Origin of the sequence: Solibacillus isronensis (assembly GCF_023715405.1) — a bacterium.
GTDB lineage: Bacteria > Bacillota > Bacilli > Bacillales_A > Planococcaceae > Solibacillus > Solibacillus isronensis_B.
Genome location: NZ_JAMBOC010000001.1, coordinates 723,440 through 750,327, shown reverse-complemented (window position 1 = coordinate 750,327; position 26,888 = coordinate 723,440). Strand labels below are relative to the sequence as shown.

Sequence of the window (26,888 nt, the reverse complement as noted above, 5' to 3'; positions counted from 1 at the left end):
AAAGATAAATAAAGCGCCAGAAATTCTATTACATTGACCACTTTAAACAAAAATAAAAAAGACAGAGCATAAAAAGCCATTTTACTCGGTTTCTCTGCAAATAGTTTGGAATTTGAATACAGCCATGATTCCTGCAATAATTGCAACTACAACACCGCTGCCAGTCGCAGTTAAGATAAAAGACTTAAGCCCGGTTGGTTACCAAACTTAAGTCTTTTAATTTTACATGATTGCATTTTTTAACTTTTAGTCAAATCAAGGAATAGTTTATAACTATTCCTTTTGAATGTATCACAACCATCAAGGTGTTCTTTTAAATCATTAATACGGGTCTGCCTCATGGCTTTTCTTCACTGCATCTTTTGTTGCCTCATTCGCAGCGATCGTACCCTGACCATATTTAGAAATCCCTGACTCTCTGCCCGGTAATTTACCTTCCTGAGCCATCTTTTCAATTTCTTTCATTTTCTTTTCTGTCGCTTCCTTCACACGGCGGCCGTAATCTTCATCAGCCTGTGTAAAGTGATTAAACATCGCATCCTGAATACGCTTGTCACAGATTGCCAAAGCATCCGATAAGTTATTTATAAGCTCATCACGTTCCCAGTCTTCAAAACTGCGGTACGTTTCACCTGCTTGGCCATAGTTATTCGGGCGATCAATAGGCTCACTCATTAATGCCGCATTATAAGACGGTTGATGTGGTGGATATGCTTTATCCCCTGCATCACGGTAGCCACCAATCATTGACGGTTCATAATTGATATGTGGGCTTTCGCCGGATTCTTTCGGATCACGAGTATCCATCTGACCACGCTGCTGATTTGTACGAACCGGTACCTTTGGTGCGTTGACTGGCAATTTCAAATAGTTTGAGCCTACACGGTAACGCTGTGTATCTGAGTAAGAGAATGTACGTCCCTGCAGCATTTTATCATCCGAAAAGTCCATACCGTCTACTAGAACACCAGTACCGAATGCAGCCTGCTCGATTTCTGCATGAAAGTCTTCCGGATTACGGTTAAGTACCATTCTACCTACAGGCAGCCAAGGAAACTTATCTTCTGGCCAAAGCTTTGTATCATCAAGTGGATCAAAATCCAGTTCTGGATGATAGTCGTCCTCCATAATCTGAACGAACAGCTCCCATTCTGGATACTCACCACGTTCAATTGCTTCATACAAGTCCTGAGTAGCGTGTCCTACGTTTGTAGCCTGGATGGAGTTTGCCTCTTCTTGTGTCAAATTACGGATGCCCTGTTTTGGTTCCCAGTGATACTTCACAAGTACAGCTTTCCCTTCTTCATTAACCCATTTATATGTGTTAACCCCTGAACCCTGCATATGGCGGTATGTCGCTGGAATCCCCCAAGGTGAAAATAGGAACGTAATCATATGCGTCGCTTCCGGTGAACGTGAAACAAAATCAAACATACGCTGTGGATTCGGTACGTTGGAAGCCGGATCTGCTTTAAAAGCATGAATCATATCAGGGAACTTCATCGCATCACGAATAAAGAAAATCTTTAGATTGTTACCTACAAGATCCCAGTTACCATCTTCCGTATACATTTTCACTGCAAAGCCGCGCGGGTCTCGTGCAGTCTCAGGCGAATCCTTTGCACCTGCCACGGTAGAAAAACGCACCATAAGTGGCGTTTGTTTACCGGCACCAGAAAAGACTTTGGCGCGGGTATATTTTTCTACAGGCTCATCTCCCACCTTACCGTAAGTTTCAAAATAACCGAAAGCACCTGAACCACGTGCATGTACTACACGTTCAGGAACTTCTTCACGGTCGAAGTGTGAAATTTTTTCAATGAAGTGGTAATTTTCTAAAGTTGCTGGTCCACGGTTACCCACTGTACGGATATTCTGGTTGTCTCTTACAGGGTGTCCTTGACGTGTTGTTAGAATTTCACGTTCCCCATCTTCTTTTTTTGCAACATGTTTGTCTTTATTATCTGCCATAATATAACCTCCTAAAAATACTTCACTTATAAACACTAATAAAAAATACTACAACACTATGCTTTATACCCGATTTCCTCCGTATATATTCAAAGAAATGAAAATTATCCAGAGTATAACCTGTACTGTTAATTCATGGGGCACTTTAAAACAGGCTATTGAAGTATTAGGAGGGTTGAAATAGAAGCTAAAAATTTAGAGTTTTTATGATAAACAGAACAGTGAGGGGTTTAGGAGTAAGGGATTCTTGGAAAAAAGTTATGCGTGCATGTTAATGATTTTAAAAATAAAGAAATCCCTTAAAACAAAAGCATAAGCTCTTAATTTAAGGGATTATAAAGTTTTGTTACGCTAAAGGAAGAATTGCCTTAAGTCACTATTCATTTACTTACAATAATTACCTTGGCCCATTTCGATCTAAAATGGCGGATGTGTTATCTTCATGTAGGTTGTTCAAAGTTGTTGTTGTACTATCCCTTGCATATACATGTTCTTTACCTAAAGGAATATCCGTAGTTTGAACTTCTGATGCCTGTACTAACAATGCTTCGCTATCGTTTTGTGACATGCCAAATGCTTCACTTATTAGTTCAGCTCCTGTTTTTCCATGATTCGCCTTCGAAACGTTCTTCCCCATATTCCCACCTCCTATATATAGAATGTGTGTATGTTCATTATATATGTAAAATATCTAGGAGGTTTCATTTGCCAATCAATATAAAGCAGACTTAACTTCAAAATTATTCTGTTTCATTTTTAAAATGAGAGATATCACCAATCATCTTAAAATTAAACTGTTCCCCATCCCATTGAAAAATTGTAAGACTTGTTCCATGTATAAAAGGAGGGTCCCACATTTTATCAGTTGAAATGTCCATAGTAAATGACAAGATGGCCTTTATGACTACTGCATGTGTAACAATTAATATATTTCCGTCACTGTTGCTGGAAATAACTTTACTTAAAACCTCTTCAACTCTCCTTTTAAAAGTAATTAGCCCTTCTCCGTAGTGAGGTTTATGGTTATACATCTGAGGTATATGCCAAAAATTATGATATTCATTTTTATAATTGTCTACAGCTTCAATTTCATCTTTAGTTTTGCCTTCCCAATCGCCAAAATTCATCTCTTTTAAATTTTCGATAGTATAAATAGGAACATCCTTATCTGATTTTATGTAATTGGCAGTTTGAAGAGCTCTCTCCAGTGGGCTTGTATATATTGCGGAAAAATCAATATTTCTTAAACGATTTCCTAACATAATAGCATGTTCAATTCCCTTGTCTGTAAGCTGTGAATTTTTTGAACCCTGTAAACGATTTTCTATATTCCATTGAGTCTCCCCATGACGAGTAAGGTAGATATTTAGCATATGTGTCTCCTTTAATTAATACTTCCATTGACTTTTTATATAAGCATACCCCACACCTTGGATAGATGGTTTAACTTAATAGCTGGACTAGCAGCAAAATTTTGTAACCGAAAGAAAACAGTATGTGAAAATTATTTATTACACTAAAATCAAGCAAGGCACTCTACGAAATTATATCGTTGGGTACCTTAATTTTCAGCTTTAAGAGACCGTTCATTACTAATTTTCACTTATGATGGCTATAATTAGTTTTCAGGGGATTCAACCTCCTAGCCTAAATAGGGCTATTTTAAGCGATTCTCATCTGAAAAAACTTCTTTCGCAATTAATTCATAGGATTGGATTCGATCTTCAGGTAAATATGTGATTGTATTGATCATCACTTCATCTGCTTCGTATCTTGTTTTCAACTCATATAATTTCTGCTTCACTTCCTGAGGATTACCAATAATTATTTTTTGTCTAACTTTTTCCAATGTTTCTTTATCTTTTTCAGTGAGTTTATATTGCTGAGCAACACTTATAGAGGGAACCCCTTGTTGGCTTTCCCCTTTTTCCATTTTTAAAGACCAAATGAGAAAGCTTAATGCAACTTCTTCGGCTTTTTCCGTTGTCTCTGCACAAATAACGTTAACAGTTAGGATGACTTGTGGTTTTTGTCCTTCTTTTCTTGGTTTAAAGCGATTAATATATTCCTTGATAATAGCAGCTCCATCTTCATCGCTCATAAAATAACCGAAAGTATACGGCACACCATTTTCCGCTGCGAGTATAGCACTTTTCTTTCCAGTCCCAAGGAGCCAAGGGATTGGCGGATTTTCAGGTATAGGAGAAGCCGATAACTTTGAATATTCGCTATCAGTTGGAAAATCATCATCTAAAAAATGAAGGAGGTCTCTCAGTAACGAAGGAAAGTTCCCGACATTTTTTATAAAGTTACCGGACAAAGCAGTCATCGCTTCAGCGGATCCACCTGGCGCTCGTCCAATTCCTAAATCAATACGATTTGGAAAAAGTGTCGCTAACGTATTAAAGATTTCAGCAACTTTAAACGGTCGATAATGAGGCAATAAAACAGCGCCAGATCCTATCCGAATTCGATTCGTGTTTGCCCCTATGTAGCCTAACATCACTTCAGGTGCAGGGCATGCCAGTCCAGATAAATCATGATGTTCGGCAATCCAGTATCTTGTATATCCCAGTGCTTCCCCTGCATGCGCTAATTTCATTGACCAATTTAATGCATCCTGAGGAGTTTGATTTGATGGGATTGGTGATTGATCCAATATGCTTAATCTCATGATATTTCAGTCCTTTTCTTCCACTAACGTCAATTTATACTGTCCTACCTGATCTTTTTCATACAAATTTGTAATAGAAGTGGAATAGTTATAAATCGTCCCTCTAAACATTATCTCTCTTTCAGGAATCTTAACGTCAAATGTTCCTTTGTAAAGTAACATTGCGATGTCATGATATTCTTCACTTGTCACGTCAAAAATGACTGAGACTTTATAGAGCTCATTTACTTTTTCTTCTTCATAGCTATTTAATTGAATTACTCTTTCATCTAACATTATTTTACTGACCAAAAAATCACCCCTTATTAAAATATCTATATAACGTATAATCTATTCGTTGCAAAAATCTACAAATTTTTTAGCCTGTATTAAGGACATTCCTGTTTGTTCTCTCACAAACTTCACTGCTTTAACTTCACCGACTGACTTTATTTTCTCTTTTACTAAGGCAATCAGTTCCTCGTTATAGATTTTAGTATAGTCCATTTTTTTCGCTCCCTTATGTATTTTTAGAGTTACTAATTCCATTATACTTAAAAATTTAACATAAATATCTTTTAATTCCGACAATATTCTCTATCGTGACTAGCTACCAAATCAAACATATGCAATAATGTATAAATAGTAAAAATAATTAGAAAAAATAGATTATTCTATTTTCCTTGATGGAGGGATTGTTTTGTCAACAATTAAAACAGCGATGATTGTCGGTGGGGGTATTGGTGGACTCGTTACAGCACTTAAACTTCACCGTACAGGCATATCTGTAAAAGTATTTGAAAGTGTAGAAACAATTAAAGCACTGGGAGTCGGCATTAATCTATTACCCCATTCGGTTCGCGTGCTAACAGACTTAGGTTTAGCAGAGGAACTAGAACAGACAGGCTTACCGACAGCCGAGTTAATGTATGTGAATAAATTTGGGCAAAAAATTTGGCAAGAAGACCGCGGCATCAACGCTGGTTACAAATGGCCACAATATTCGATTCACCGTGGACGCTTACAAATGCTCCTGTTAAAGACCGTAAAGGATCAATTAGGTGAAGAAGCCGTTTTAACAGGTCACCATTTAACATCTTTTGAAAATGAGAAGGATGGCGTCGCTGCTCATTTTGAAAATAAAAAAACAGGTGAATCATTAGGTACATATCGTGCAGATATTATGATTGCAGCAGATGGCATTCATTCCGTTGTACGAAAATTCTTCTATCCAAACGAAGGACTGCCAAAATATAGCGGACGCATCTTATGGCGTGGGATTACAGAAGCAACACCTTATTTAACAGGTCGTTCAATGATTATGGCTGGTTACCAGGACCAAAAATTTGTTGCCTACCCCATTTGTCCAGATACAGCTGCTCAAGGAAGTTCTTTAGTCAATTGGATTGCGGAATTAAATGTCGAGACAATGCCTGATCGCGCAGATTGGAACAAAGAAATTGATAAAGAGAAATTTGCGCCTGCCTTTAAAAACTGGGACTTTGGCTGGCTGAATGTACCAAAAATTATTGAAGAAGCAGAAGCTGTTTATGAATTCCCGATGGTTGACCGTGATCCACTTCCACAATGGACATTTGGACGTATCACCTTACTGGGCGATGCGGCACATCCAATGTATCCAATCGGTTCAAATGGTGCATCTCAAGCCATTTTAGATGCGGATGCCCTTGGACAAGTGATTGCGGAACAACAAGATCAAGATGCGGTGACTACATTAAAAGTATATGAAGCACTGCGACGAGAAGCAACAGCGAATATTGTTTTAACGAATCGCCAAAACGGTCCAGAAGTGGTGATGCAGATTGTAGAAGACCGTGCACCAAACGGCTTTGCTAACTTAGATGATATAATTTCAGACACAGAACTTGAAGAAATTGCAGTTCGCTATAAGAAGATTGCTGGTTTTGACCGCGAAACATTAAATGCCAAATAGAAGAACTAAATTTTTTTGCGCGTCACACTTTAGCGCACAAACGCGTTGAAGCGTTTGTGCACTAAAGTACTTTCTAAAAAAGAGGTGTTAATCAATGAGTGCTTTACATATAAACGAAGTGATTGATAGGAGTCGCTTTAGCGCCTTCCATCTCTCCATTATCTTTTGGTGCTTTTTTATTATTCTTATGGATGGATACGATGTAGTCATCTATGGATCGGTTATCCCATCTTTAATAGAAGAATGGGGGATTTCAACTGTTACTGCGGGGGCCATTGGGAGTTATTCAGCCGCTGGGACAGCAGTAGGAGCAATTATTTTTGGACTTTTAGCCGATAAAATCGGCAGAAAAAAAGTAATTATCATTTGTACCGTAATGTTTAGTCTCTTCACAGCAATATCTCCTTTTGCAGGAGGTCCTGTCCTATTTGCAATCCTTCGCGTTATTGCGGGTCTTGGACTAGGAGGCGTTATGCCGAACGTCATTGCGCTATCTACGGAGTATGCTCCTAAAAAAATTAGAGGGGCCATTGTTTCATTTATTTTCTGTGGTTATTCGATCGGGGCGATTGCAGCAGCTTTATTCAGTAAGTCTCTATTACCGACAGTGGGCTGGAAACCAATTTTCTGGATTGCCGCTCTTCCACTTTTAGCATTGCCATTTTTAGCAAAACAGCTTCCAGAATCGGCAAACTTCCTTTTAGCGAAAGGAAAAGAAGCAGAAGTAAAGAAAATCCTTGGGAAACTCAACCCTGAAATGTCATTTTCTCAAGGCGTAGTACTAGCAAAACCAGCAGCAAAAGCACCAGGCTCTCCACTTGTGAAGCTTTTTGAAAATAAATTAGCACTTAGTACGGTCATGTTTTGGATATCTTGTTTTTCTTGTTTCGTCCTTATCTACGCGATGAACGTATGGCTGCCAAAACTAATGGTTGAAGCTGGCTATAGTTTAAGTAATAGTCTTTTATTTGTTGTTGCTTTAAATATGGGAGCTATTGTAGGTACGATTGCGTTCGGGCGTTTAACGGATAAATTTGGCTTTAAAAAAGTAATGGTACCACTCTATTTCGGAGGGGCACTTGCACTAGCTGCGGTTGGATTAACAAACAACACAGTACTTGCGTATGTATTAATTGGGATTATTGGCGCAGCATCAATTGGTGTGCAAAATATTAGCAATGCCTTTGTATCACAGTTCTATCGACCAGAAATTCGTTCAACCGGTGTGGGAGCGGCCATGGCATTTGGACGAGTTGGCGGTATTTTCGCACCAACATTTGTAGGCATTCTCTTAACAATGAACCTGTCTGCTCAAATGAACTTTACACTTCTTGGCACAGCCGCTCTTTTAGGAGGAATCGCTATTTTATTTGTTCAGGAAAAACATGCTTTTTATCGCCCAGGTGGGGCTATGGAAGCAGAAAGTTCTTCTCAATCATCAACGGCTGAAATTACCCATTCCGTTTAATTTCAGATAAATTCACATGCACCAATGGCTATCTGATTTTTTCAGATGGCTTTTTGCAGTCTTTATTCAATGACGGTTTGCAGTTCTAATTTCTCTTATTTCATCGTACACTTGCCATGATGCATATCTTTAATAGGAGGTAAAGATTTGTCTGAACCATTTGAATTCAAGGTATCTGCAGACAAAATTCCTCAACCGATACGTGAAGACGGAGCAGGTGCTACTGATACTGGGCCACGTGATATTTTACGCGCATTAGAAAACCCAAATATGCTTGTACCGCCGGAAACGGATGCGGGAACGGTGCCAAATCTACGCTTTTCTTTTTCTGATACAAATATGACCTTAAAATTTGGTGGCTGGTCGAGACAAATATCGATGCGTGAGCTGCCGGTGGCTACGACGATCGCTGGTGTTAATATGCGTTTAACTCCCGGTGGCGTAAGAGAGCTACATTGGCATAAAGAGCTAGAATTTTGTTTTATGACTGTAGGTAGAGCAAGAATTACAGCGGTCGATCAAAACGGAAAAACTTTATTGCCGATGTAGGAGTGGGTGATTTATGGTACTTCCCTCCAGGTATTCCCCATTCCATTCAAGGACTTGAAGAGGGCTGTGAATTTTTATTAATGTTTGATAATGGAATGTTTTCAGATTTAGATACGTTCACAATTTCCGACTGGTTTGCCCATACCCCAAAAGATGTTCTATCTTCTAACTTTGGGGTACCAGAGAGCGCCTTTCGAAATATTCCAAAGCAGGAAAAATACATTTATCAAGGTGAGGTTCCTGGTCCTATTGAGGAAGTGGCAATTCCAGATCCATTCGGCACAAGAAATTTCACACATAGTTTGCTTGGTCAAGAGCCAATTCTTTCACCGGGAGGATCAGTTCGTATTGCAGATTCAACAAATTTCCCAGTGGCACAGGAAATTTCAGTGGCGCTCGTTGAAATTCTACCAGGGGCAATGAGGGAACTACACTGGCATCCAAATAATGATGAATTCCAGTATTTCTTATCTGGTCAAGGTCGTATGACAGCATACGCCGCTAACGGAGTAGCACGGACTTTCGATGTGAGGTCAGGAGATGTAGGCTATATCCCTTTTTGCTATGGACATTATATTCAAAACACAGGCAATGAATCCCTTTGGTATTTAGAAGTATTTAAAAGTCCTAACTATGCGGATATTTCATTAACACAATGGATGGCGCTAGTTCCTAAACAAATCGTAAGTAGCAATTTAAATGTAGGACCAGAATTAATGGACTCGTTACGTAAAGAGAAATGGGCTGTTGTTAAATTCCCTGGGTATACTTATCAAGATTTTAAGTAGTTCATACACAAAGACGGTTTAGAAATATCTCTAAACCGTCTTTTTCTAGTTACATCTATTTTATTTCAATCGCCAAACGCAAATTCGAGATAACTCCAATAAGCAATACTAACGAACAAACCATTTTTTCAAAAGGCGTTCCAAACAATTGTTGTATAAATCCAAAGGACCAAAGTACAACAAAAAACCAACATATAAAGGTTATTCCTCTTTTGTATTTATTTAATTTAATTCTCCCGACAATCAATGTAAAAACTACTCCAATAATAGAAATAACGATATTTATAACAGTTATTGGTAGCTGTTCAGCGAATGATTCAGACCTTCCGCCATTAACCCATGTGAATGGAATAATTTTGCTTAAAATAAGAAGGTGGATTAAAATCGTCAAAGAGTAAAAAATAATCCCCATAAATACAGCAGTTTTCATATTAATTTTCCTGAGTTTTTCTAAAATAAATTCACCTCAATTTCTTCCTGCTTTCATTTTATTAATCCAGTAATATACTATGCCTATAAATAATTATTTTATTTTTTAGTAAGACATTAAACGAATCGGTTCATTTAGTGCCTTTTGAGTAAACATAGCGTCAATTTGGAGCGAATCTTATTAATGCTACAACAGATAAAGCAGAAAATATAAAAAAAGAGTAATACAGACCAGCTGTTTACTCTCTAAATGAAGAAATTAATATTATTTTTAAACATTCACAAGCTTCATCTCGAATTTAACTCAATTGCTCATAAGCCTCTTCAAATTCACGGTTAAACATATCTTTAAATTCCAATGATTTGAAAAACGGAACATCCAATCGAGAGTTTACTATGAGTAAAATTACTTTTAATGAACATCAACGCATAGGAAAATTGAAACAAATTCAAATGATTGCTTTGATATTGAAAGTGCCTCCTATTATTAAGCCTTTTTCTTAAGTAATCCAATCGAAACAGCTGCTACTGCTGAACCTATCAAAATAGCTGCTAAGTAAAGTGCTGCTTTCCCAAGACCACCGTCTACAAGACCCATTACGAAAATACCACCATGCGGCGCGCGTAATGCGATGTCAAACATGATTGTTAATGCCCCCGCGATTGCAGAACCAAGTACAAATGAAGGAATCACACGAACAGGGTCTGCTGCCGCAAATGGAATGGCACCCTCGGATATAAAGCATGCTCCAAGAACATAAGCCGTTTTCCCTGCCTCACGCTCTTGCTTCGTGAAACGGTTTTTAAAGAATGTTGTTGCTAAACCTACTGCTAATGGAGGGACCATACCGCCTGCCATTACTGCAGCCATAATGTTATAGTTACCGCTTGCCAGCATCGCAATTCCAAATGTATATGCGGCTTTATTGAGTGGACCACCCATATCAACTGCCATCATCCCACCTAATAATAAACCGAGAAGAATTGTATTCGTACCACTTAACCCTTCTAGGAAACTAGTAAGCCCCGTGTATAACTTTGTAAGCTGAGGGTTTACTAGCATCATCGCAATACCTGTTAATCCAATACCAAACACCGGCAGAAATAAAACTGGTTTTAATCCTTCAAGCTGTGAAGGTAATTTTTCGAATACCTTTTTAAGACCCAATACAATATAACCTGCTAAGAAACCAGCAAGTAAACCACCTATAAAGCCCGAGTTAGCCCCTGCATCATTTGTCACGGTAATGGCCAACAAACCCCCAACCATACCAGGTGCAAAACCTGGACGATCGGCAATACTCATTGCGATAAATCCGGCTAATACTGGCACCATTAAGAAGAATGCGTTACCGCCACCGATTGTGTTAAGCATTGCTGCAAATTCATTGTACGAAGGGTCGTTCGGATTTGATGAGTTAATGCCCCAGAAGAATGAAAGTGCAATTAAAATACCGCCACCTACTACAAATGGAAGCATGTTCGATACGCCATTCATCAAGTGTTTATAAAATTCGAAACCGCCCTTTCCCTCTGATTGCTCATCTGAAACGTCTCTGCCACCTTCATGCGTATATACCGGCACATCGCCAGAAATTGCACGGTCGATTAATGCATCTACCTCGTAAATGGCTTTACCTACTTTTGTTTGGATGACTTTTTTACCATTAAAACGTGCCATTTCAACTTTTGTGTCGGCTGCTACGATAATTACGTCTGCATCTGCAATTTCTTCTGCTGTTAGACGATTTTTTACACCGCCCGAACCATTTGTTTCCACCTTCATTGCAACATTTTTTTGTGCTGCTGTTGTTTGAAGCTTTTCTGCCGCCATAAATGTATGTGCGATACCTGTCGGGCATGCTGTTACAGCTAAAATACGCTTGCCTATTGTAGTTTCTATTGGCGTCGTTGCTTCTACTGGAGCATCTTCTGCCACCTCGACACCTTCTTTACCTTCAATTGCTGCCAAAATTTCTTCTTTTGACGAAGCTGTCATCATTTTTTCGTTGAATTGTGGGTCCATTAAAAATGTTGCAAGTTTTGATAACGTTTCTAAATGATCATTATTTGCACCTTCATTTGCCGCAATCATGAAAAACAATTTTGCTGGCTGACCATCCAGTGAATCATAATCAACCCCTGCTAATTGGCGCCCAAATGCAATCGCTGGTGCAGAAACTGCTTCTGACTTTGCATGTGGAATGGCTATGCCTTCCCCAATACCTGTTGAACTCTGTGCTTCTCGCGCTTGTAAATCCGCAACATATACTGCTTTGTCGCTAACTTTGCCGGCATCTACTAGTACTTGTGCTAATTCTTCAATGATTTGATCCTTTGTCGCTGCTTGTATGTTTAATTTAATCGTGCTTGCGGTTAATAAGTTTGTAATTCGCATAAAACTATCCCCCTAAAGTTTTTTAACAATCACCTGTTTTACTAGAGCTAAGACATCTTGCTGCTTGCATAAATCTAGTTGAAAGGCTGTTGCACTCCCCGCTGCAACGCCATGCCTGAACGCCTGCTGCCAGTCCCCCGTTTTACAATACATCGCGATTGTAGCCGCTACGACTGAATCACCCGCACCTACAGTATTTACAACCTTGCCCCTTGGTGCAGCTGCATAATACACATCCTCGGCACTAACTAATAAAGCTCCATCGCCCCCAAGTGATACGATGACATGGTGTACACCTAATTCAATGAGCTGCTTCGCATAAGGAATCGCTTCGTCTACCGTTAATAAAGTAGTATTAAAAAGGTCGCCAAGCTCTTCTAAATTTGGCTTCACCAATACAGGTCGATACGGGACGATTTCATGCAACACCTGACCTGCAATATCTGCAACAAGCTGGATACCTTTGCTGGAAAGTACATTAAGTAACGCCGTTAAATCAAAGCCAGCTGGCACTGTGCCTGATAGGACAAACCAGTCATTTTCTTCTAATAACTCTACCTTCTTCAATAATTGCGCGTACATGTCACTAGTAATTGTTGGTGAAGGACCATTAAGCTCGGTCTCTACATCCGATTTAATTTTCACATTGATACGCGTAATTTCATTTGTCTCTATGAAATCGGTCCTAATGTTCTGCTCCTGCAAAATTTGCTTTAAGTAAGCACCTGTAAAACCTCCAACAAAGCCCAATGCCGTTGCTTCACTTTGAAGTCTACTTAATACACGTGCAACATTAATGCCCTTGCCGCCCGGTAAAAAATTCACTTCAGTTGTTCGATTTAATTTCCCTGTTTCGAATTGATCGACATAAGGTGTGTAATCAATAGCTGGTGCAAACGTACAAGTATAAATCATGCGCGTAACACCTCCGTTTTTCTATCGATGTAATCGTATTCTTCATCTGTTAATCCTGCTGTAATTAAAATCGCTTCCTGTAAATCTCCAAATTTCGCAAATTGGCTCAGTCCAAATTTCGAGCGATCGGCAACAACATACGCCTGCTTTGACTGCTTAATCGCGAGTTGCTTTAATGTCGCTTCCTCTAAGTCTGCTGTTGTATAGCCTTGCACCTCTGAAAATCCATTAGCTCCAATAAAGGCCCGGTCAAAATAATATTCTTGAAGCTGAGAAATTGCCTTAGATCCAATGATAGCTTGCGTTTTCGCCTTCACCTGACCGCCAATGATAACGGTTTCAATATTTTGTTCGATTAAAAGTGGCACATGCATTAAACCATTAGTCACAACTTTAACCTGTTTATTCGCGATATGAGGTATAAGATGTAATATCGTAGAACCTGCATCTAAATAAATACATTCACCGTAACGAATATGCTGTGCTGCAAGCTGCATAATTTGCTGTTTTTCAGCTAGCGATTCAACAGACTTCTCAAGTAAGCTTTTTTCACCAAGCATCGGGTTTCGCAAAGTAGCTCCCCCGTGAAAACGATCAATGAATTGCTTCTTATCAAGCTCAGTTAAGTCACGACGTATTGATGATTCCGATGAATGAGTAAAATCAACAAGTTGTTGTAAGGTAGCTGTACCATATTGCCGCAAATACGCTAAAATTTGCTGTTGACGTTCTGTAAAAATAATCGTATTCACCTTCTCACTAAACACCATAAATATGTAAAATATGGAGTTTTTATTGGTTTTAAGTTGATTTTAAACGAAAAATTCTGTAAAATCAATCACATATCATTCACAAACATTCAAATTGTTAATGTTATACCAACAAAACAATCAAATTCATTCAAATATGGAGGTTTTTATTATGTCACAAAAAACATTTACAATCAAAAGCAACGAAGGTTTACACGCACGTCCAGCTAGTGCATTGGTAAAGGTTGCATCCGGTTTCTCTTCTGAAATTTACTTACAATACGGTGAGAAAAACGTGAACTTAAAATCAATTTTAGGCGTTATGTCACTTGGCGTACCAGCAGGCGGAAATATTACAATTACAGCAACTGGTTCTGATGAAGAAGTAGCTCTACAACAATTAGACGCAATTTTAACAGAGCAAGGACTGATTTAATGAAAATCCAAGGAATTGCCGCTGCAAGTGGAATTTCGATTGCAAAAATCGTAAAATTTGAGTCTGTTGCATTACTTGACCAAACAGAAATTGGCACAACTGTTCAGGAGTTAGCTAAGCTAACGCAAGCAATAGACGATTCAAAAATCGATTTACAGCAGCTTGAAGCCCAAACAGCTGAACGTTTAGGAGCATCTGAGGCAGAAGTTTTCGGTGCACATTTACTTGTATTACAGGACCCTGAATATATTGGTGCGATTGAAGCACTTATTCAAGAGGGAAGCGGTGCTACACAGGCGATTGAAGCGGTTCAAAATCAATTTATGGCGCTTTTCTTAGCACTTGATGATGAGTATATGAAGGAACGTGCAGCGGATGTAAACGACGTTTCTCAACGATTAATGCGTAAAGTTACAGGTACAAATGAAAGCGTTTCCGATTATATAGAACCCACTATATTAGTGGCCCATGATCTAACACCTTCAGATACAGCAAAATTGAATGCAGAATTCACACGTGGATTTATCACGGAAAAGGGTGGTAAAACTTCGCACTCTGCCATTTTCGCACGCTCATTGCAAATTCCGGCTATCGTCGGTGCTACTGGCATCATATCTGAAGTGCAAAATGGTGATATCGCGATTATGAATGGTGAGACAGGGGAAATTTTCATTAACCCAACGGCCGAGCAACTTGAACATTATGAGGCGCTTAGCAAAGCACAACTTGAAAAACGCCAAGGTTTACAGGCTTTATTGCACGAAAATACAGTAACGAAAGATGGGCATCATGTCGAACTTGCTGCAAATATTGGGAGCTTAGACGATGCTAAGAAAGCACTTGAGCAAGGTGCAGAAGGCGTTGGCTTATTTCGAACAGAATTTCTGTATTTAGAGCGAGACACTGCGCCTACTGAACAAGAACAGTTCGAAATTTATCGTGATGTTTTAACTGTTATGGGTGAACGCCCAGTCGTGGTACGCACACTTGATATCGGTGGCGACAAAGCGATCCCTTATTTAAATATGCCAAAAGAGGACAATCCATTTTTAGGCTTACGTGCAATTCGTTTATGCTTCGCAAACGAAGAACTATTCCGTACACAGCTTCGAGCATTACTACGTGCGAGTAGCTTTGGTAACTTAAAAATTATGTTTCCGATGATTTCGTCGATCGATGAATTCCGACAAGCTAGGCAGTGGCTGGATGAGGAAAAAGAAGCATTAATTGAACAGGATGTAGAAGTAAGTGACTTCGAAATCGGCATCATGGTTGAAATTCCGAGTGCAGCAATTTTATCACCTGTTTTTGCTAAAGAAGTTGACTTCTTCTCAATCGGCACAAATGACTTAATCCAATACACATTGGCAGCTGATCGAATGAATGAAACCATTTCACATTTATATGAACCATTCCACCCTGCAATTGTATCGCTTGTGAAACTTGTAATTGATAGCGCCCATGCACAGGGGAAATGGGTTGGCATGTGCGGTGAAATGGCCGGAGACTTTGCCGCGATTCCTTTACTTGTAGCACTTGGTCTCGATGAATTTTCAATGAGTGCCCCATCGGTTTTAGCTGCGCGCAAGCAAATTAACAGTTTATCGAAGGATGCGCTACAAGAAAAATTACAGCAAACATACCAGCAATCTACCGCAGAAGGCATACGCGCTATTTGGCATTAAACAAATCAAACCCATCTCGGTACATTTGTGTACCTGGATGGGTTTTCAATTTCATGAACAATTAGTGTGGTTTTCGAATGAAAATACTGGACCCCTACTCAGGATATTTCGAGCTTATGATTTCTTGACGAATCATATCATTAAGGTTTTTAGCTTGGGGACTTTACTTTCTATCTGCCGGTGTCAGGTACTTCATTCCTAATATACGTTTCATCTCTTCGCTCACCCAGTTGCGTAAAGCAATGTTTCCATAACTTCTTGTTTCATCGTATCCCCTAAACAATATAAAATAGTAGGTCATATAATCATCAGATTTTTGCTTTTCAATTTTACATCCTTTCTTATATAAAAAGTCCCTTAACTTTTTAAATTCATGAAAGGTTTCATTTATTTTGGAATCGTACCACTCTTCCAGTACGTCCCTCATTTTTAATTCGGAAATGCAATCTCTATCACGCTCGAGTGTTTTTAAAAATAGTTCCAGTACAATGTACCGGTGAATGTCATCGCTAAGTTTCATGAATTCTTTATGCATATAGACCACTCGCTTTACTGATTGATGGATATACCGCTATTTCTATCCTATACAAGAACACTTGTTTGTATGCGTTAATTATTGAATTTATCCATCTGGAGGAAAAACTTTCAATCGAATAATTGAGTATTTTTCATCGCTGTTTAAGCCATTCTAACTTTTGTTAAGGAGGTGAACAGCTATGGAAAATAATAAACTTAATATTAAACGTCAGCGAAATAACAACAACAACAACAACAACAACAACAACAATAATAATGAATTTGAATTCGGTGAAGATTTCAACTTCGAAAATTTAAATTATCAAAATCAAAATAATCGCAACAATAATAACAACAATAACTTCAATAAGAATAACAAAAATAATAACAAGAATAAGTAATAATACGGACTCCCTTTAGTGGAGATTGTATTATTATAACGATCCCCCAACATATATATATTAACTAAGCAGCCCTTTACCTCCCCACTGGTAAAGGGCTGCTTAATTATTGAAATAAAAATCATTTTTATAGTTGTACGAGTCCCTCTATCTGAATAAGATGCACAGACATCATTTTAAGGAGGACGATTATTGAACTCAATAGCTGCTTACATTTTTTTAGGTGTATCTTTAGCTGCGCCTATCGGTCCTGTCGACGCAGCGCAGCTTGATACAGGGATTAATAGCCTTCCACAAATAAATGGTTTTATGTGCTGTTGAGATGATGAAAGCACTTCTAATAAGGGAATAAGTTGGTCATTCCTAAAACCCCATTTTTGTATAAATAGAACGAGTATGGAGAAGAATGAATTATACTTAATGTTTTGGAGGGGTTTAAAGCATATACGGTTTAACAAGTTCCGTTTGGGGAGAAGAACATGCTATAAAAGTGGCTCGTCGCATTGAAGCAGGTACAACGATGATTAACACTGCCGCAATACAAGGGTTAGATGTTCGTTTCCCATTTGGCGGAGTGAAACAATCAGGCATAGGTCGCGAATACGGATTAGATGGCATCAAATCTTACACAGAAACTCATGTCATCAACCTGCCAAATTACTTAGAATTACCTTATATTCCTGAATAAAAGTATTTCAAAAGAAAAGAGCATTAATCCCCAATTGGTTAATGCTCTTATTTTTGTCTATTCACTTATCTGTGCCCTGTGCTTTCAGGATCTGATATGGGACATTTAATTTTAAGCACCCTGGCTTAACCCATTACCGCTACCCTTCACTTCTTCGCCTGCTTCTTTGACTTTCCCTACAGACTTAGCTTCATCACCAATTTCTTCTGCAATTTTGCGTATGCAGGGTATGGAACATCAACGAAATATGGGGTTGATTTTATTAATGGTGATGGATGAGGATGTGATAAGCCTGCACAGCCATTTTCAGAGAGGTATTAGCGAATTTTCCATTTTTGCTGGAAATCCAAAAGGTTATTTCCATTTTTATCAATTTATTACGAATATCTACAAATCTCTATCCAAAATTATTTGATTTTTATTATATTTTTATATAACAGTTTTCACTACATAATGTTTGTTTATCTATATTTTATTTGCATATTTACACTTTTAATCGATACTTATACTGAATTTTCTAAATATTGTGTTTACAAACGTAGTCTTCCATTACTATAATTTGAGTTATCAGAAATATTGGAGGAAGATATATGTATACACTTCTTGGTTCGATTACTCTATTAATTGTAGGGTATATCATATATGGAAAGTTTATTGAAAAGGTGTTTATTGTTAATGATGCAACGCCGACCCCAGCTTATACAAAAGCTGATAATTTAGATTATATGCCCATGCCTGCCTGGAAGGGCTGGATGATTCAATTATTAAATATCGCAGGGCTTGGACCTATTTACGGTGCCATTGCAGGTGCACTGTATGGACCCGTTGCCATGATTTGGATCGTATTTGGTTGTATTTTTGCCGGTGCCGTTCATGACTATTTTGCAGGGATGTTATCATTACGTCATGGAGGCGCACAATTCCCAGCACTTGTTCAACGTTATTTAGGTAAAGTAATGCGTGTCTTCACTGATATCGTTTCAGTAGTATTAATGGTTTTAGTAGCAGCTGCCTTTACTGCAGGACCTGCTGCTGTTCTTTCGTCAAAATTAGGAATTACATTTATGACAGCACTTATTGCGATTTTCATCTACTTCTTATTAGCAGCAATTTTACCGATCAATCAAATTATCGGTCGTATTTATCCAATATTTGGTGCAGTTTTAATCATTATGGCTGGTGCGGTATTAGTATCACTAGTCACTTCAGGTATTGCGATTCCTGAAGTATCTTTAACTAATATGCATCCGAATGATTTACCGGTTTGGCCATTATTAATGATCACGATTTCTTGTGGCGCAATCTCTGGCTTCCACTCTACACAAAGCCCGATAATTTCAAGAACAATCAAGAAAGAATCGGAAGGTCGTAAAGTCTTCTACGGTGCCATGATTGGTGAAGGTGTCATTGCATTAATTTGGTGTGCGGCTGGTATGAGTTTCTATGGCGGTACAGAAGGATTATTACCAAAAATCTCCGAAATTGGTGCAGGTGGTGTAGTAGACGAAATTTCAATTGCATTACTTGGTACATTTGGTAGTATTTTAGCAATATTGGGGATTGTAATTTTACCAATTACAACAGGTGATACTTCACTACGTTCAGCACGCATGATTGTGTTAGACTTTTTAGGCTCTCGTTTTTCAAAAAATAGTACAACACCAATTTTAGCAACAGTTGCAGTTGCAGCACCCGCATTTTTCCTATCAACAATTGATTATCAATTCTTATGGCGTTATGTAGGGATGACGAATCAAATGGTTGCAACAGTTATGCTTTGGGTTGCAACATCGTATTTATTGAAATCAGGCAAGTTCCACTGGATTGCAGGTTTACCAGCCCTATTCATGACCTCTGTAGTATTTGTATACTTAATGGTAGCGCCAGAAGGATTTGCGCTTGCTTATGAAACAGGTGTCGTCATTGGTTTAAGCTTTACAGTCCTAGTTTCTTTCATTTATATTTATCAAATCTTTAAGCATAAAGCTTTTACAAATCCGGTATTTTTAACAGAGAAATAAGTGATTCAGACTTTTGCTAACTATAAAATCTCGCATTTTTATAATTCCTAAAAATGCGAGATTTTTGTTTTGAGTATGCTTTCGATTTTATACTAAATGAATTCAAAATCTAAATTAATTTTACGTTAATCATTTAAAATTTCACGGAAGCTAACCACCTTGGCTTTACCCATTACTGCCACCCTTCACTTCTTCGCCGGCTTCTTTCACTTTCCCACCGATGTCTTTTAAATCCGTTGTAGCTTCTTTGGCATGTGAAAGAATTTCACTAGACTCGTCCTTTACCATAGTAACTGGGAGAATAATATTCTCGTTTACTTTTTCATAAAGATTTTGAGCATCGCTTATAGCGTCCTTCAAAACGGAAGAAGCGGATTTCAGTCGCTCTTGCAAGTCATCCTTTACTTCTGAAGGATTGTTTTTAACTTGGCTGTACATATCCATTGTCGAATCCTTCATATTTTTGGTTGTCTCAGTTACTTTATTTCTTGTATTTGAGTCAAGCATTGAAAGCGCACCACCAATAACTGCCCCGATTACCATTCCTCTTAAAAGCTTACCATTATTATCATTTTCTGTTGTTGTCGATAAATTGTTATACGAAGTTTGTGTCATAATGAATGCTCCTTTTTGTTTGAATTTGTTAACTTATACGTTAGTTGCCCGATATTTTTCCTATTCAAACAATTAAAGCTCATTCTTTTTTCAGCTATTTAAACAATCCTTAACAAATTAGAAGCTCCTTTTTCATTCTTCAACATTCTTTTATTCACTAAATCTACTTCTTAGATGGCATTAATAAAACCTGTATCTTCCTCTACTACTGCATCTGAAAAGTTTGCATATGTAAACGCCTGTGGGGGATTGAAAATTAAGCTGTTAGCGTCAGATCCAACACACATCACATTGATCATTTGTAGGTAACGCTTGCTTTTCTTTCATTCGGGCGTTCATGATTACGTAGGGCTCTTTAGTAATTCTCATTCGAGTCATCATTTTAGAGAGAGTCAACGGCCGGCTCTGTTGTATTTGATTTTTTTAACGACCAAATATAAGTTAGTGCAAAACAACTTAATAAAATGAACGTTCCAAAGATATACGGGGCTTCCATTTTCCAATCATATAAAATACCTGCACATATTGGACCAATCATATTTCCTAAACTCATATAAGCATTATTTACCCCTGCAGCAAATCCTTGTCCATCCCCTGCCATTTTACTTATTATGGTGTTCACAGCTGGACGAATCAACGTAGCAGCAATAGCATTTAAACTGGCAACAGTTAAAATGATGAAATATCCACTTACATAAATCAACAAATATAACGTCACTGCAGCTAACATTAAATTAACCATAATAATTTTAACTTCACCAAAACGTGCAAAAAGCTTATTGATAATAAACAACTGAATAATTACACCAGCGACCCCACTAACGACTAGAATCGTTGAAATTAAAAACGGTGAATAATTAAATTTATCATTCAAGAAAAGGGACATTGTCGCTTGAATGTTAGCAATTCCAAAACTAAATGTGAACACAACAACCAAAAACACAAAATACGGTAGTTTTACTGAAAGTATCATTTGTTTAAATATATTATCTCGTGGGCTTTGCGTTAGAGATGAAACCCTTTCCTTTTGCTGTGGCAGCATGTAGAATGTTAAAATCGCTGTAATAAATGCAATCATCCCTGCGAAATAAAACGGTAAGTCTAAGTTAATTTCTGCTAAGCCACCGCCAATACCCGGGCCAATTGTAAAGCCTAAACTAATTGCAGCACCAACCAAGCTCATCCCTTTTCCCCGATCTTCTAGAGGAGTTATATCCCCCACATATGCTAAAATCGTTGGCATGATGAAAGCCGCACCGATACCGCTCATAAACCGTGAAACAAATAAAACCCAGAGCTCGTCCGTATAACCAAATAATACTTGTGCTATGCCGTAAATAATGAGCCCTGTAATAATAATATTTTTGCGACTATAGCGATCTGAATAATTCCCAATAATAGGAGAAAAAATAAACTGTGATAAAGAAAATGTGGCTATTAAAAAACCATAAATCTGACCCCGTGCGCCAAATACTTCTAAATAAGCAGGCATTACAGGAACAATCATGCCGATGCCACCCATTGTAATAAACATATTAAACATTAGTAAATAGAGGATCGGTTTATAATTACTATTCGTCATAGCATCATTCCTTATTGACGTATTAGAAAAATAGATAAGTTGTAAACATACTCAGAAAGCTCATTGAGTATATCTACAACTTACTTCGTAGCGTATTTTTTATCGACTTCATGGAAATGATTGATGCTTTTACGCTATCCCAATACTTTTGTTGGATAATCAAATAAATGTTTTCCATATACATCAATAGCATCTTCATATAGCGATGTAACATGTGTCCCAATTGCAATTAAGTCACGTGTAATCATTTCAACCGGATGTCCTTTAATTAGAGCAAAGGCACCTAAAGTTAAGGTACATTTAATGGAGATATCAATACAAATTTGAATAATTTCTGCACGAATCGCTTTAAATTCACTTGGATGCACATATCTGTCCGATTCAAGCATCTCAATGTACGTTTTCATTAAGCTTTTCGCTGAATGCAGCTTAATCATTAGAGTCGCTAAAACTCGTTGGCTTCGTGGACTGGCTCCTTCATTTTCCCCTGACATTCTGACACGACCTTGTGTAGCTTTTTTAAATTCATCTAAAGCACGTTCTGCGGCACCAATAGACATTGCAGGGAACCCAACGAAGAATGCCGGATGGAACGGTGCGTTATAATATAAATAATCTTCATCATAATCTTCAAAATCCGGTTCGCGTTTATGACCCATCTCTTGTAAATCAATAACTAAATCATCTGGTACAAAAACCTTGTCGACAATAATCGTATGACTACCGGAACCTCTTAACCCCATTGAATCCCAGTTTTCAATAATTTGGATATCCTTAGTATTTACTACAAAGCCGGCCATTGTTTTTTCAGTCGAGCCTTCTTTTTGTAATAAAGCTCCAACGCCAACCCAACCCGCATATTTAATGCCACTTACGAAATTATATTTCCCGCTAACGAGATATCCACCTTTCACTTTTTCGATTTGACCGATTGGGGCAAATATATCCGCAAGTAGACCTCCAGACTGTACAATTTCTTTTTGACGATGTTCAGGTAAATAAGCTACCCATGCATTGTGTAACGAAAAGAAATAAGTAATCCATGCAGCCGATAAATTATAGTATCCCACTTCCTTCACCATATCTGCAAAAGTTGTGAAATCAATTTGAGGACCGCCATGACGTTTTGGTAAAATTAATTTGGAAATTTCCTCTTCACGAATTAGATTAATAATAGTTTCTGAAATAGTTGCGTTACAATCAGCTTGCAGTGCCTCAGCTTCAGCCGCTTCCCCTATTCTTTTAGCACTTTCAATTAAAGTTTGACGAATATCCTTACTTTGAATTTCTACATTCATATTCATTACTCCTTTGCTCAATTTTAGTTGAAACCCTTATCCTTCTCACTAAATTTACTTTTCAAATTACAAGAGGGAGTTGTCCGAATTCCAACTTGATATACCTGCCAGGATTATTGATGATTAAAAATAGTATAGGAGTAGTTACTTATTCCACACTTGTTAATAAACGACCAGCTGTCAATGTAGATTCGTCATCTTTCGGATTTGATAAGCCCGACTGTTCGCCCCAGTATGTGAAGCCAACTGCCATTTCATCAAATGACCATTTAACCGGCTCCCAATCCGGCTCGAAAATCAGATAGCCATTAGAGAATATTTCCAGACGTACACCGCTCCCCGGATCTTTTACATAAATATACATTGCTTGGGAAATACCGTGTTTGCCAGGTCCAACAAATTTAATTTCATGCTCACACAATATATCTGCCGCACGTAAAACATCTTGCGAATTATCTAACCAATATGACAAGTGATGCAGTTCATGGGGTGTTTTTGCTCCAGGTGTTGACATAACAGCAACGTCATGCACTAAAGGTGTTACACTCATCCAGCCTGAAATTTGCTTATCATCAGGTGATACCAGATACTCGCGCATTTTAAATCCAAGCTTTTCTGCCAAGAAATCAGTTACAATTTTTGAGTCCATGGACGTAGCTAAATTCACATGATCGATACGACGTGGAGAAATACCTCGTGCCCAAGCTTTGTATGTTTGATTTTTCAACACGGCTTTTCGATGTAACTCTGGTTCCGGCTTCTCCATCTCAAAGTAAATTTCGAAATTGTGACCACTTGGAAGTTGAAAACGGATTGCATCACCTTGACCTGTTTCAGTTCCTGCTGCTACTTCTTCTACTTCGACCCCTGCCTCTCTTAAAAGAATGGCGAAGTTGTTTACATCTTCTTTTCTTTTTGCCTTCCAGCCGATATGATCTATACAAGATTCCTCACCAGCTGTAATAGATAATGTATGGTGTTCGAAATCACCCCAAGCTCTTAAATAATGAACACCATCCACTTCAATAGTTTCTTCTAAACCTACAATATCTTTAAAAAACCATAACGATTTTTCTAAATCTGTGGACACTAGTGCTACATGACCTAGCTTTGCAATTTCTGGTGCATAGTTGAATTTCATCGAATTCCTCCCGTTAATTTATATTTCTATATATTTACTGATAGCGCTTTCATAAATTCCTATACTTCCTCTAAAACCGTGTTCTGCTGTACATTTAACTCAGGTACTTCAACCGACATTGGTTTTAATTTCAATAAACCAAGACTAATTAATGCAATGACAATAAATAATGCAAGGTTAATAATGCCTAATGTTTGAATACCGGCAGCTACACTTTCCATGTTCGCTGTTGACAGCAGCTCAGTGAATTGAACATTTGCCTGCGCTAAAATAGTATCCAATGCCATTGGAATTTCACCTGTAGTTTTTGCTTCGATTAACTGTACCGTTTGCTCGGCATTCAATCCCAATTCCGTTGCAGATGCCGTAATAGCACTATCAAATCCGCGGGAAGTTGATAACCCGTAGATTGTTAATCCTAACGTTGAACCAATTGGTAATCCCAGATCTTTAAATAGTGTGAATGTACCTGTACTGACACCTTTCTTATCTTCTGGTGTATAGTTGATAACGATTTTCATTAACGAAGCATTTAACAGGCTTGAACATATACCAACAAAAGCCATTACTGTTAAAATTGTCATTAATGAAGAGGTCATATCGACACGTAAATAAAGAACAATACCAATAAACCCAGAGATAATTGATAGATATACAAGGTATATTGGATTAAAGCGATCCAATAAGTAACCTATGAGAGGGGATATTACCATAGCTGTTGTAAATAATACAGTTGTAATCATCCCTACCTGCAGTGCAGAAACATTCGGGTTATCTGCTGCCAAGAATGTTAACGACATTAATATGCTTAACATCATAAAATTTTGTACTGCAATCAAAATTGAAGGAATATAGACGCCCTTCATTTTGAGTAATTTTAAATCGACCGTAGGATTTTTTTCTTTCTTTTGCATTTGCAGGAATACCAAAAGCACAATTACAAATGTGACGGCTCCTCCAATTAGCCAACTCACGCCAAAATTTGTATAAATCAAAGGAAGGCCAACAAGCAGTGTAATAGCCGTCATAAAGATAGTTACACCTTTATAATCAAGCTCAGATTTTTTACCTCTTTCACTCTTTGGTACAAATAAACTTATGAGAAGTAAACCGATCAATGATAAGAATGCGCTTACAGCATATACCGATCGCCAGCCCCATGTTTCGATTAGAGCCCCTGAAATTGCGCCTCCTGTGCCGGTTGCAATATATGAGAAGAGCATAAATAGACCAATGGCCTTACCTCTTTTTTCTGTTGGAAACAACTCAGGTATATAGGCAAAAACATTCGGGAAAATTAATGCATAACCAACACCTTGAAATAAAGCCCCTACTAGATAAAATGATACGTGCGGTGTAAAAACTTTAAGAGTTTGTGCGAGGACAAAAATGATTAGACCCGCAACAATTACTTTCTTCCTCCCTATTTGATCGCCCAAACGACCAAATAATGGTGACAAAGCAATTGCAGCAGCACTAGCCAATAAAGTTAAAACACCACTATTTGCAACACTAATTCCAAAATCGGCACTAATATAAGGTATCGCTGGTGTACTAAAAGCGTTTGCTTCCAGAGCAACAAATATCCCGAGCAACAGGACTATATAGATAAACCATGAATTTTTCCTCATCAATTCACCTCTTATTTAGTTAATTGTACTTCTGAAGCTTGACTAAAGAATTGATTAACTAACTGGATGAAACGGTCGAACTTTTCAATTTGTACCCAATGACCACATTCTTTTAATAACACAAGTTCTGCATTTGGAAGATGTTCAAGTACCGATAGGCTAGAGCTGTGTGGTACAAAACGATCTTCGTAACCATGAATTAATAGCACTTGTTGCTTGATGCGGCGCAGTGCACTTGGTGGAATCGTTAACTCATGTGGTAATGTTGCGAATAATGTAGGATATAGTTCACGAGTTTCCGGTTGCATAATATTTTCATAACGCATTTTCACAATTTCCTCTAATTGGTCGCCAACAACGGACTCATCATACATAAACCAAGTAATTAAATTTCTAAATGCCTGAATTGTTGGATCTCTAAAGAATTGTGTCATACGAACAATTTCTGGTGTTGGTCCACTATTCGGTGCTCCACCACCGCTTCCCATTAAAACGACTTTATCAAATCGGCTTTCATCATACATCAACGCATTTAACGACACTACTCCCCCCATTGAATTCCCTACTAAGTGAGCCTTTTCAATATTGTTATAATCCATAATTTCAAGTACCTGTCTTACGCGAGCAGTAGTCCATTCCCAAAATGTGATCTTTGTGTCTTCCGGTAAATCTGTTTTACCGAACCCAATCATGTCGGGTGCAATTACATGATACGTTTCACTTAATTTATTCAGGACGCGACTCCAGTTTGACTCGGAATTTGCGCCTGGACCTGAGCCATGTAAGAATATAATAGTCTCACTATTTCCGACACCACCTTCACAGTAAAAACTATTAAAACTACCCGTATTCACTTTTTTCGTTTCATAACTACCCATCTTTTAAAACCCCCTAAATTTTTTTAACGCCGTCACGTTATTAACTTTAGATTAACTATTTTTTTTTACTAATTTAAGAGTATTTTTCATTTTTATTTTTAAATTTTCTGATAATTTTCATT

25 protein-coding genes and 2 pseudogenes are annotated in these 26,888 nt (G+C 38.0%); 9 read left to right on the top strand and 18 right to left on the bottom strand.

Going from position 1 to position 26,888, the window contains the following annotated elements:
- Positions 1-321: 321 nt before the first annotated feature.
- The 6 genes from M3166_RS03865 to M3166_RS03840 form a co-directional block, all read right to left on the bottom strand.
- Positions 322-1,971: a catalase gene (locus M3166_RS03865; RefSeq protein WP_251687492.1), complete on the bottom strand. Its 1,650-nt coding sequence runs from the start codon at positions 1,969-1,971 to the stop codon at positions 322-324.
- 397 nt (positions 1,972-2,368) lie between these two features.
- Positions 2,369-2,608 (bottom strand): cAMP-binding protein, encoded by a 240-nt coding sequence (locus M3166_RS03860; RefSeq protein ID WP_251687491.1) that lies wholly within the window; start codon positions 2,606-2,608, stop codon positions 2,369-2,371.
- Positions 2,609-2,711: 103 nt separating this feature from the next.
- A complete protein-coding gene (locus M3166_RS03855) occupies positions 2,712-3,344 on the bottom strand; it encodes a histidine phosphatase family protein (RefSeq protein ID WP_251687490.1) in 633 nt (210 codons plus the stop codon).
- A 284-nt stretch (positions 3,345-3,628) separates the two neighbouring features.
- Positions 3,629-4,645, bottom strand: a complete 1,017-nt coding sequence (locus M3166_RS03850) for an LLM class flavin-dependent oxidoreductase (protein ID WP_251687489.1) — start codon at positions 4,643-4,645, stop codon at positions 3,629-3,631.
- A gap of 6 nt (positions 4,646-4,651) precedes the next feature.
- A complete protein-coding gene (locus M3166_RS03845) occupies positions 4,652-4,936 on the bottom strand; it encodes a DUF3219 family protein (protein ID WP_251687488.1) in 285 nt (94 codons plus the stop codon).
- Positions 4,937-4,975: 39 nt separating this feature from the next.
- Entirely contained in the window at positions 4,976-5,131 is a 156-nt protein-coding gene (locus M3166_RS03840; protein WP_251687487.1) for a hypothetical protein, read from the bottom strand.
- A gap of 193 nt (positions 5,132-5,324) precedes the next feature.
- Between M3166_RS03840 and M3166_RS03835 the strand changes: the two genes are divergently transcribed.
- From M3166_RS03835 to M3166_RS03825, 3 genes and pseudogenes are all read left to right on the top strand, one after another.
- On the top strand, positions 5,325-6,578 hold the full coding sequence (locus tag M3166_RS03835; protein ID WP_251687486.1) for a flavin-dependent oxidoreductase: 1,254 nt from the start codon (positions 5,325-5,327) through the stop codon (positions 6,576-6,578).
- Between the two features lie 94 nt (positions 6,579-6,672).
- Positions 6,673-8,046 carry an MFS transporter gene (locus tag M3166_RS03830; RefSeq protein ID WP_251687485.1) on the top strand — a complete coding sequence of 458 codons (1,374 nt, stop codon included), beginning with the start codon at positions 6,673-6,675 and terminating at the stop codon, positions 8,044-8,046.
- Positions 8,047-8,193: 147 nt separating this feature from the next.
- Positions 8,194-9,383, top strand: a pseudogene (locus M3166_RS03825) (cupin domain-containing protein).
- A 55-nt stretch (positions 9,384-9,438) separates the two neighbouring features.
- Here M3166_RS03825 and M3166_RS03820 read toward each other — a convergent pair.
- The 4 genes from M3166_RS03820 to M3166_RS03805 form a co-directional block, all read right to left on the bottom strand.
- Positions 9,439-9,813 (bottom strand): hypothetical protein, encoded by a 375-nt coding sequence (locus M3166_RS03820; protein WP_251687484.1) that lies wholly within the window; start codon positions 9,811-9,813, stop codon positions 9,439-9,441.
- Positions 9,814-10,299: 486 nt separating this feature from the next.
- Positions 10,300-12,210, bottom strand: a complete 1,911-nt coding sequence (locus M3166_RS03815) for a PTS fructose transporter subunit IIABC (protein ID WP_251687483.1) — start codon at positions 12,208-12,210, stop codon at positions 10,300-10,302.
- A gap of 12 nt (positions 12,211-12,222) precedes the next feature.
- Complete coding sequence (gene pfkB / locus M3166_RS03810; protein WP_251687482.1) at positions 12,223-13,125, bottom strand: 1-phosphofructokinase; 903 nt, start codon at positions 13,123-13,125, stop codon at positions 12,223-12,225.
- On the bottom strand, positions 13,122-13,877 hold the full coding sequence (locus M3166_RS03805) for a DeoR/GlpR family DNA-binding transcription regulator (RefSeq protein WP_251687481.1): 756 nt from the start codon (positions 13,875-13,877) through the stop codon (positions 13,122-13,124). The genes pfkB and M3166_RS03805 overlap by 4 nt, the downstream gene beginning before the upstream one ends.
- A gap of 169 nt (positions 13,878-14,046) precedes the next feature.
- Here M3166_RS03805 and M3166_RS03800 point away from each other — a divergent pair, with 169 nt between their 5' ends.
- Complete coding sequence (locus tag M3166_RS03800) at positions 14,047-14,310, top strand: HPr family phosphocarrier protein (RefSeq protein ID WP_251687480.1); 264 nt, start codon at positions 14,047-14,049, stop codon at positions 14,308-14,310.
- Positions 14,310-15,995, top strand: coding sequence for a phosphoenolpyruvate--protein phosphotransferase (gene ptsP, locus M3166_RS03795; protein ID WP_251687479.1), 1,686 nt, complete (start codon positions 14,310-14,312; stop codon positions 15,993-15,995). Before M3166_RS03800 ends, ptsP begins: the two co-directional genes overlap by 1 nt.
- A 163-nt stretch (positions 15,996-16,158) precedes the next feature.
- Here the strand turns inward: ptsP and M3166_RS03790 are convergent, their stop codons facing one another.
- Positions 16,159-16,530: a hypothetical protein gene (locus tag M3166_RS03790; protein ID WP_079527183.1), complete on the bottom strand. Its 372-nt coding sequence runs from the start codon at positions 16,528-16,530 to the stop codon at positions 16,159-16,161.
- 181 nt (positions 16,531-16,711) lie between these two features.
- On the opposite strand from M3166_RS03790, the gene M3166_RS03785 reads away from it, so the two are divergent.
- The 4 genes and pseudogenes from M3166_RS03785 to M3166_RS03770 all read left to right on the top strand — a co-directional run bounded on the left by M3166_RS03785 (position 16,712) and on the right by M3166_RS03770 (position 19,621).
- Positions 16,712-16,912, top strand: coding sequence for a histidinol-phosphatase (locus tag M3166_RS03785; protein WP_251687478.1), 201 nt, complete (start codon positions 16,712-16,714; stop codon positions 16,910-16,912).
- A 192-nt stretch (positions 16,913-17,104) separates the two neighbouring features.
- The gene (locus M3166_RS03780; RefSeq protein WP_435368074.1) at positions 17,105-17,233 is read left to right on the top strand and encodes a hypothetical protein; all 129 of its coding nucleotides are present in this window, start codon (positions 17,105-17,107) and stop codon (positions 17,231-17,233) included.
- Positions 17,234-17,351: 118 nt separating this feature from the next.
- Positions 17,352-17,600 (top strand): annotated as a pseudogene (locus tag M3166_RS03775) (aldehyde dehydrogenase family protein); the annotation flags it as partial.
- Positions 17,601-18,190: 590 nt separating this feature from the next.
- Positions 18,191-19,621: a carbon starvation CstA family protein gene (locus M3166_RS03770; protein ID WP_251687477.1), complete on the top strand. Its 1,431-nt coding sequence runs from the start codon at positions 18,191-18,193 to the stop codon at positions 19,619-19,621.
- A 165-nt stretch (positions 19,622-19,786) separates the two neighbouring features.
- Here M3166_RS03770 and M3166_RS03765 read toward each other — a convergent pair whose 3' ends face one another.
- From M3166_RS03765 to M3166_RS03740, 7 genes are all read right to left on the bottom strand, one after another.
- Positions 19,787-20,236 carry a YtxH domain-containing protein gene (locus M3166_RS03765; protein ID WP_251687476.1) on the bottom strand — a complete coding sequence of 150 codons (450 nt, stop codon included), beginning with the start codon at positions 20,234-20,236 and terminating at the stop codon, positions 19,787-19,789.
- A gap of 170 nt (positions 20,237-20,406) precedes the next feature.
- Entirely contained in the window at positions 20,407-20,535 is a 129-nt protein-coding gene (locus M3166_RS19320) for a hypothetical protein (protein WP_285848719.1), read from the bottom strand.
- 83 nt (positions 20,536-20,618) lie between these two features.
- Positions 20,619-21,818 carry an MFS transporter gene (locus M3166_RS03760; protein ID WP_251687475.1) on the bottom strand — a complete coding sequence of 400 codons (1,200 nt, stop codon included), beginning with the start codon at positions 21,816-21,818 and terminating at the stop codon, positions 20,619-20,621.
- Positions 21,819-21,952: 134 nt separating this feature from the next.
- Positions 21,953-23,116 (bottom strand): acyl-CoA dehydrogenase family protein, encoded by a 1,164-nt coding sequence (locus M3166_RS03755; RefSeq protein WP_251687473.1) that lies wholly within the window; start codon positions 23,114-23,116, stop codon positions 21,953-21,955.
- A 148-nt stretch (positions 23,117-23,264) separates the two neighbouring features.
- Positions 23,265-24,257: a VOC family protein gene (locus M3166_RS03750; RefSeq protein WP_251687471.1), complete on the bottom strand. Its 993-nt coding sequence runs from the start codon at positions 24,255-24,257 to the stop codon at positions 23,265-23,267.
- Between the two features lie 59 nt (positions 24,258-24,316).
- A complete protein-coding gene (locus M3166_RS03745) occupies positions 24,317-25,888 on the bottom strand; it encodes an MFS transporter (RefSeq protein WP_251687469.1) in 1,572 nt (523 codons plus the stop codon).
- An 11-nt stretch (positions 25,889-25,899) separates the two neighbouring features.
- Positions 25,900-26,766: an alpha/beta fold hydrolase gene (locus M3166_RS03740; protein WP_251687467.1), complete on the bottom strand. Its 867-nt coding sequence runs from the start codon at positions 26,764-26,766 to the stop codon at positions 25,900-25,902.
- Positions 26,767-26,888: the final 122 nt, after the last annotated feature.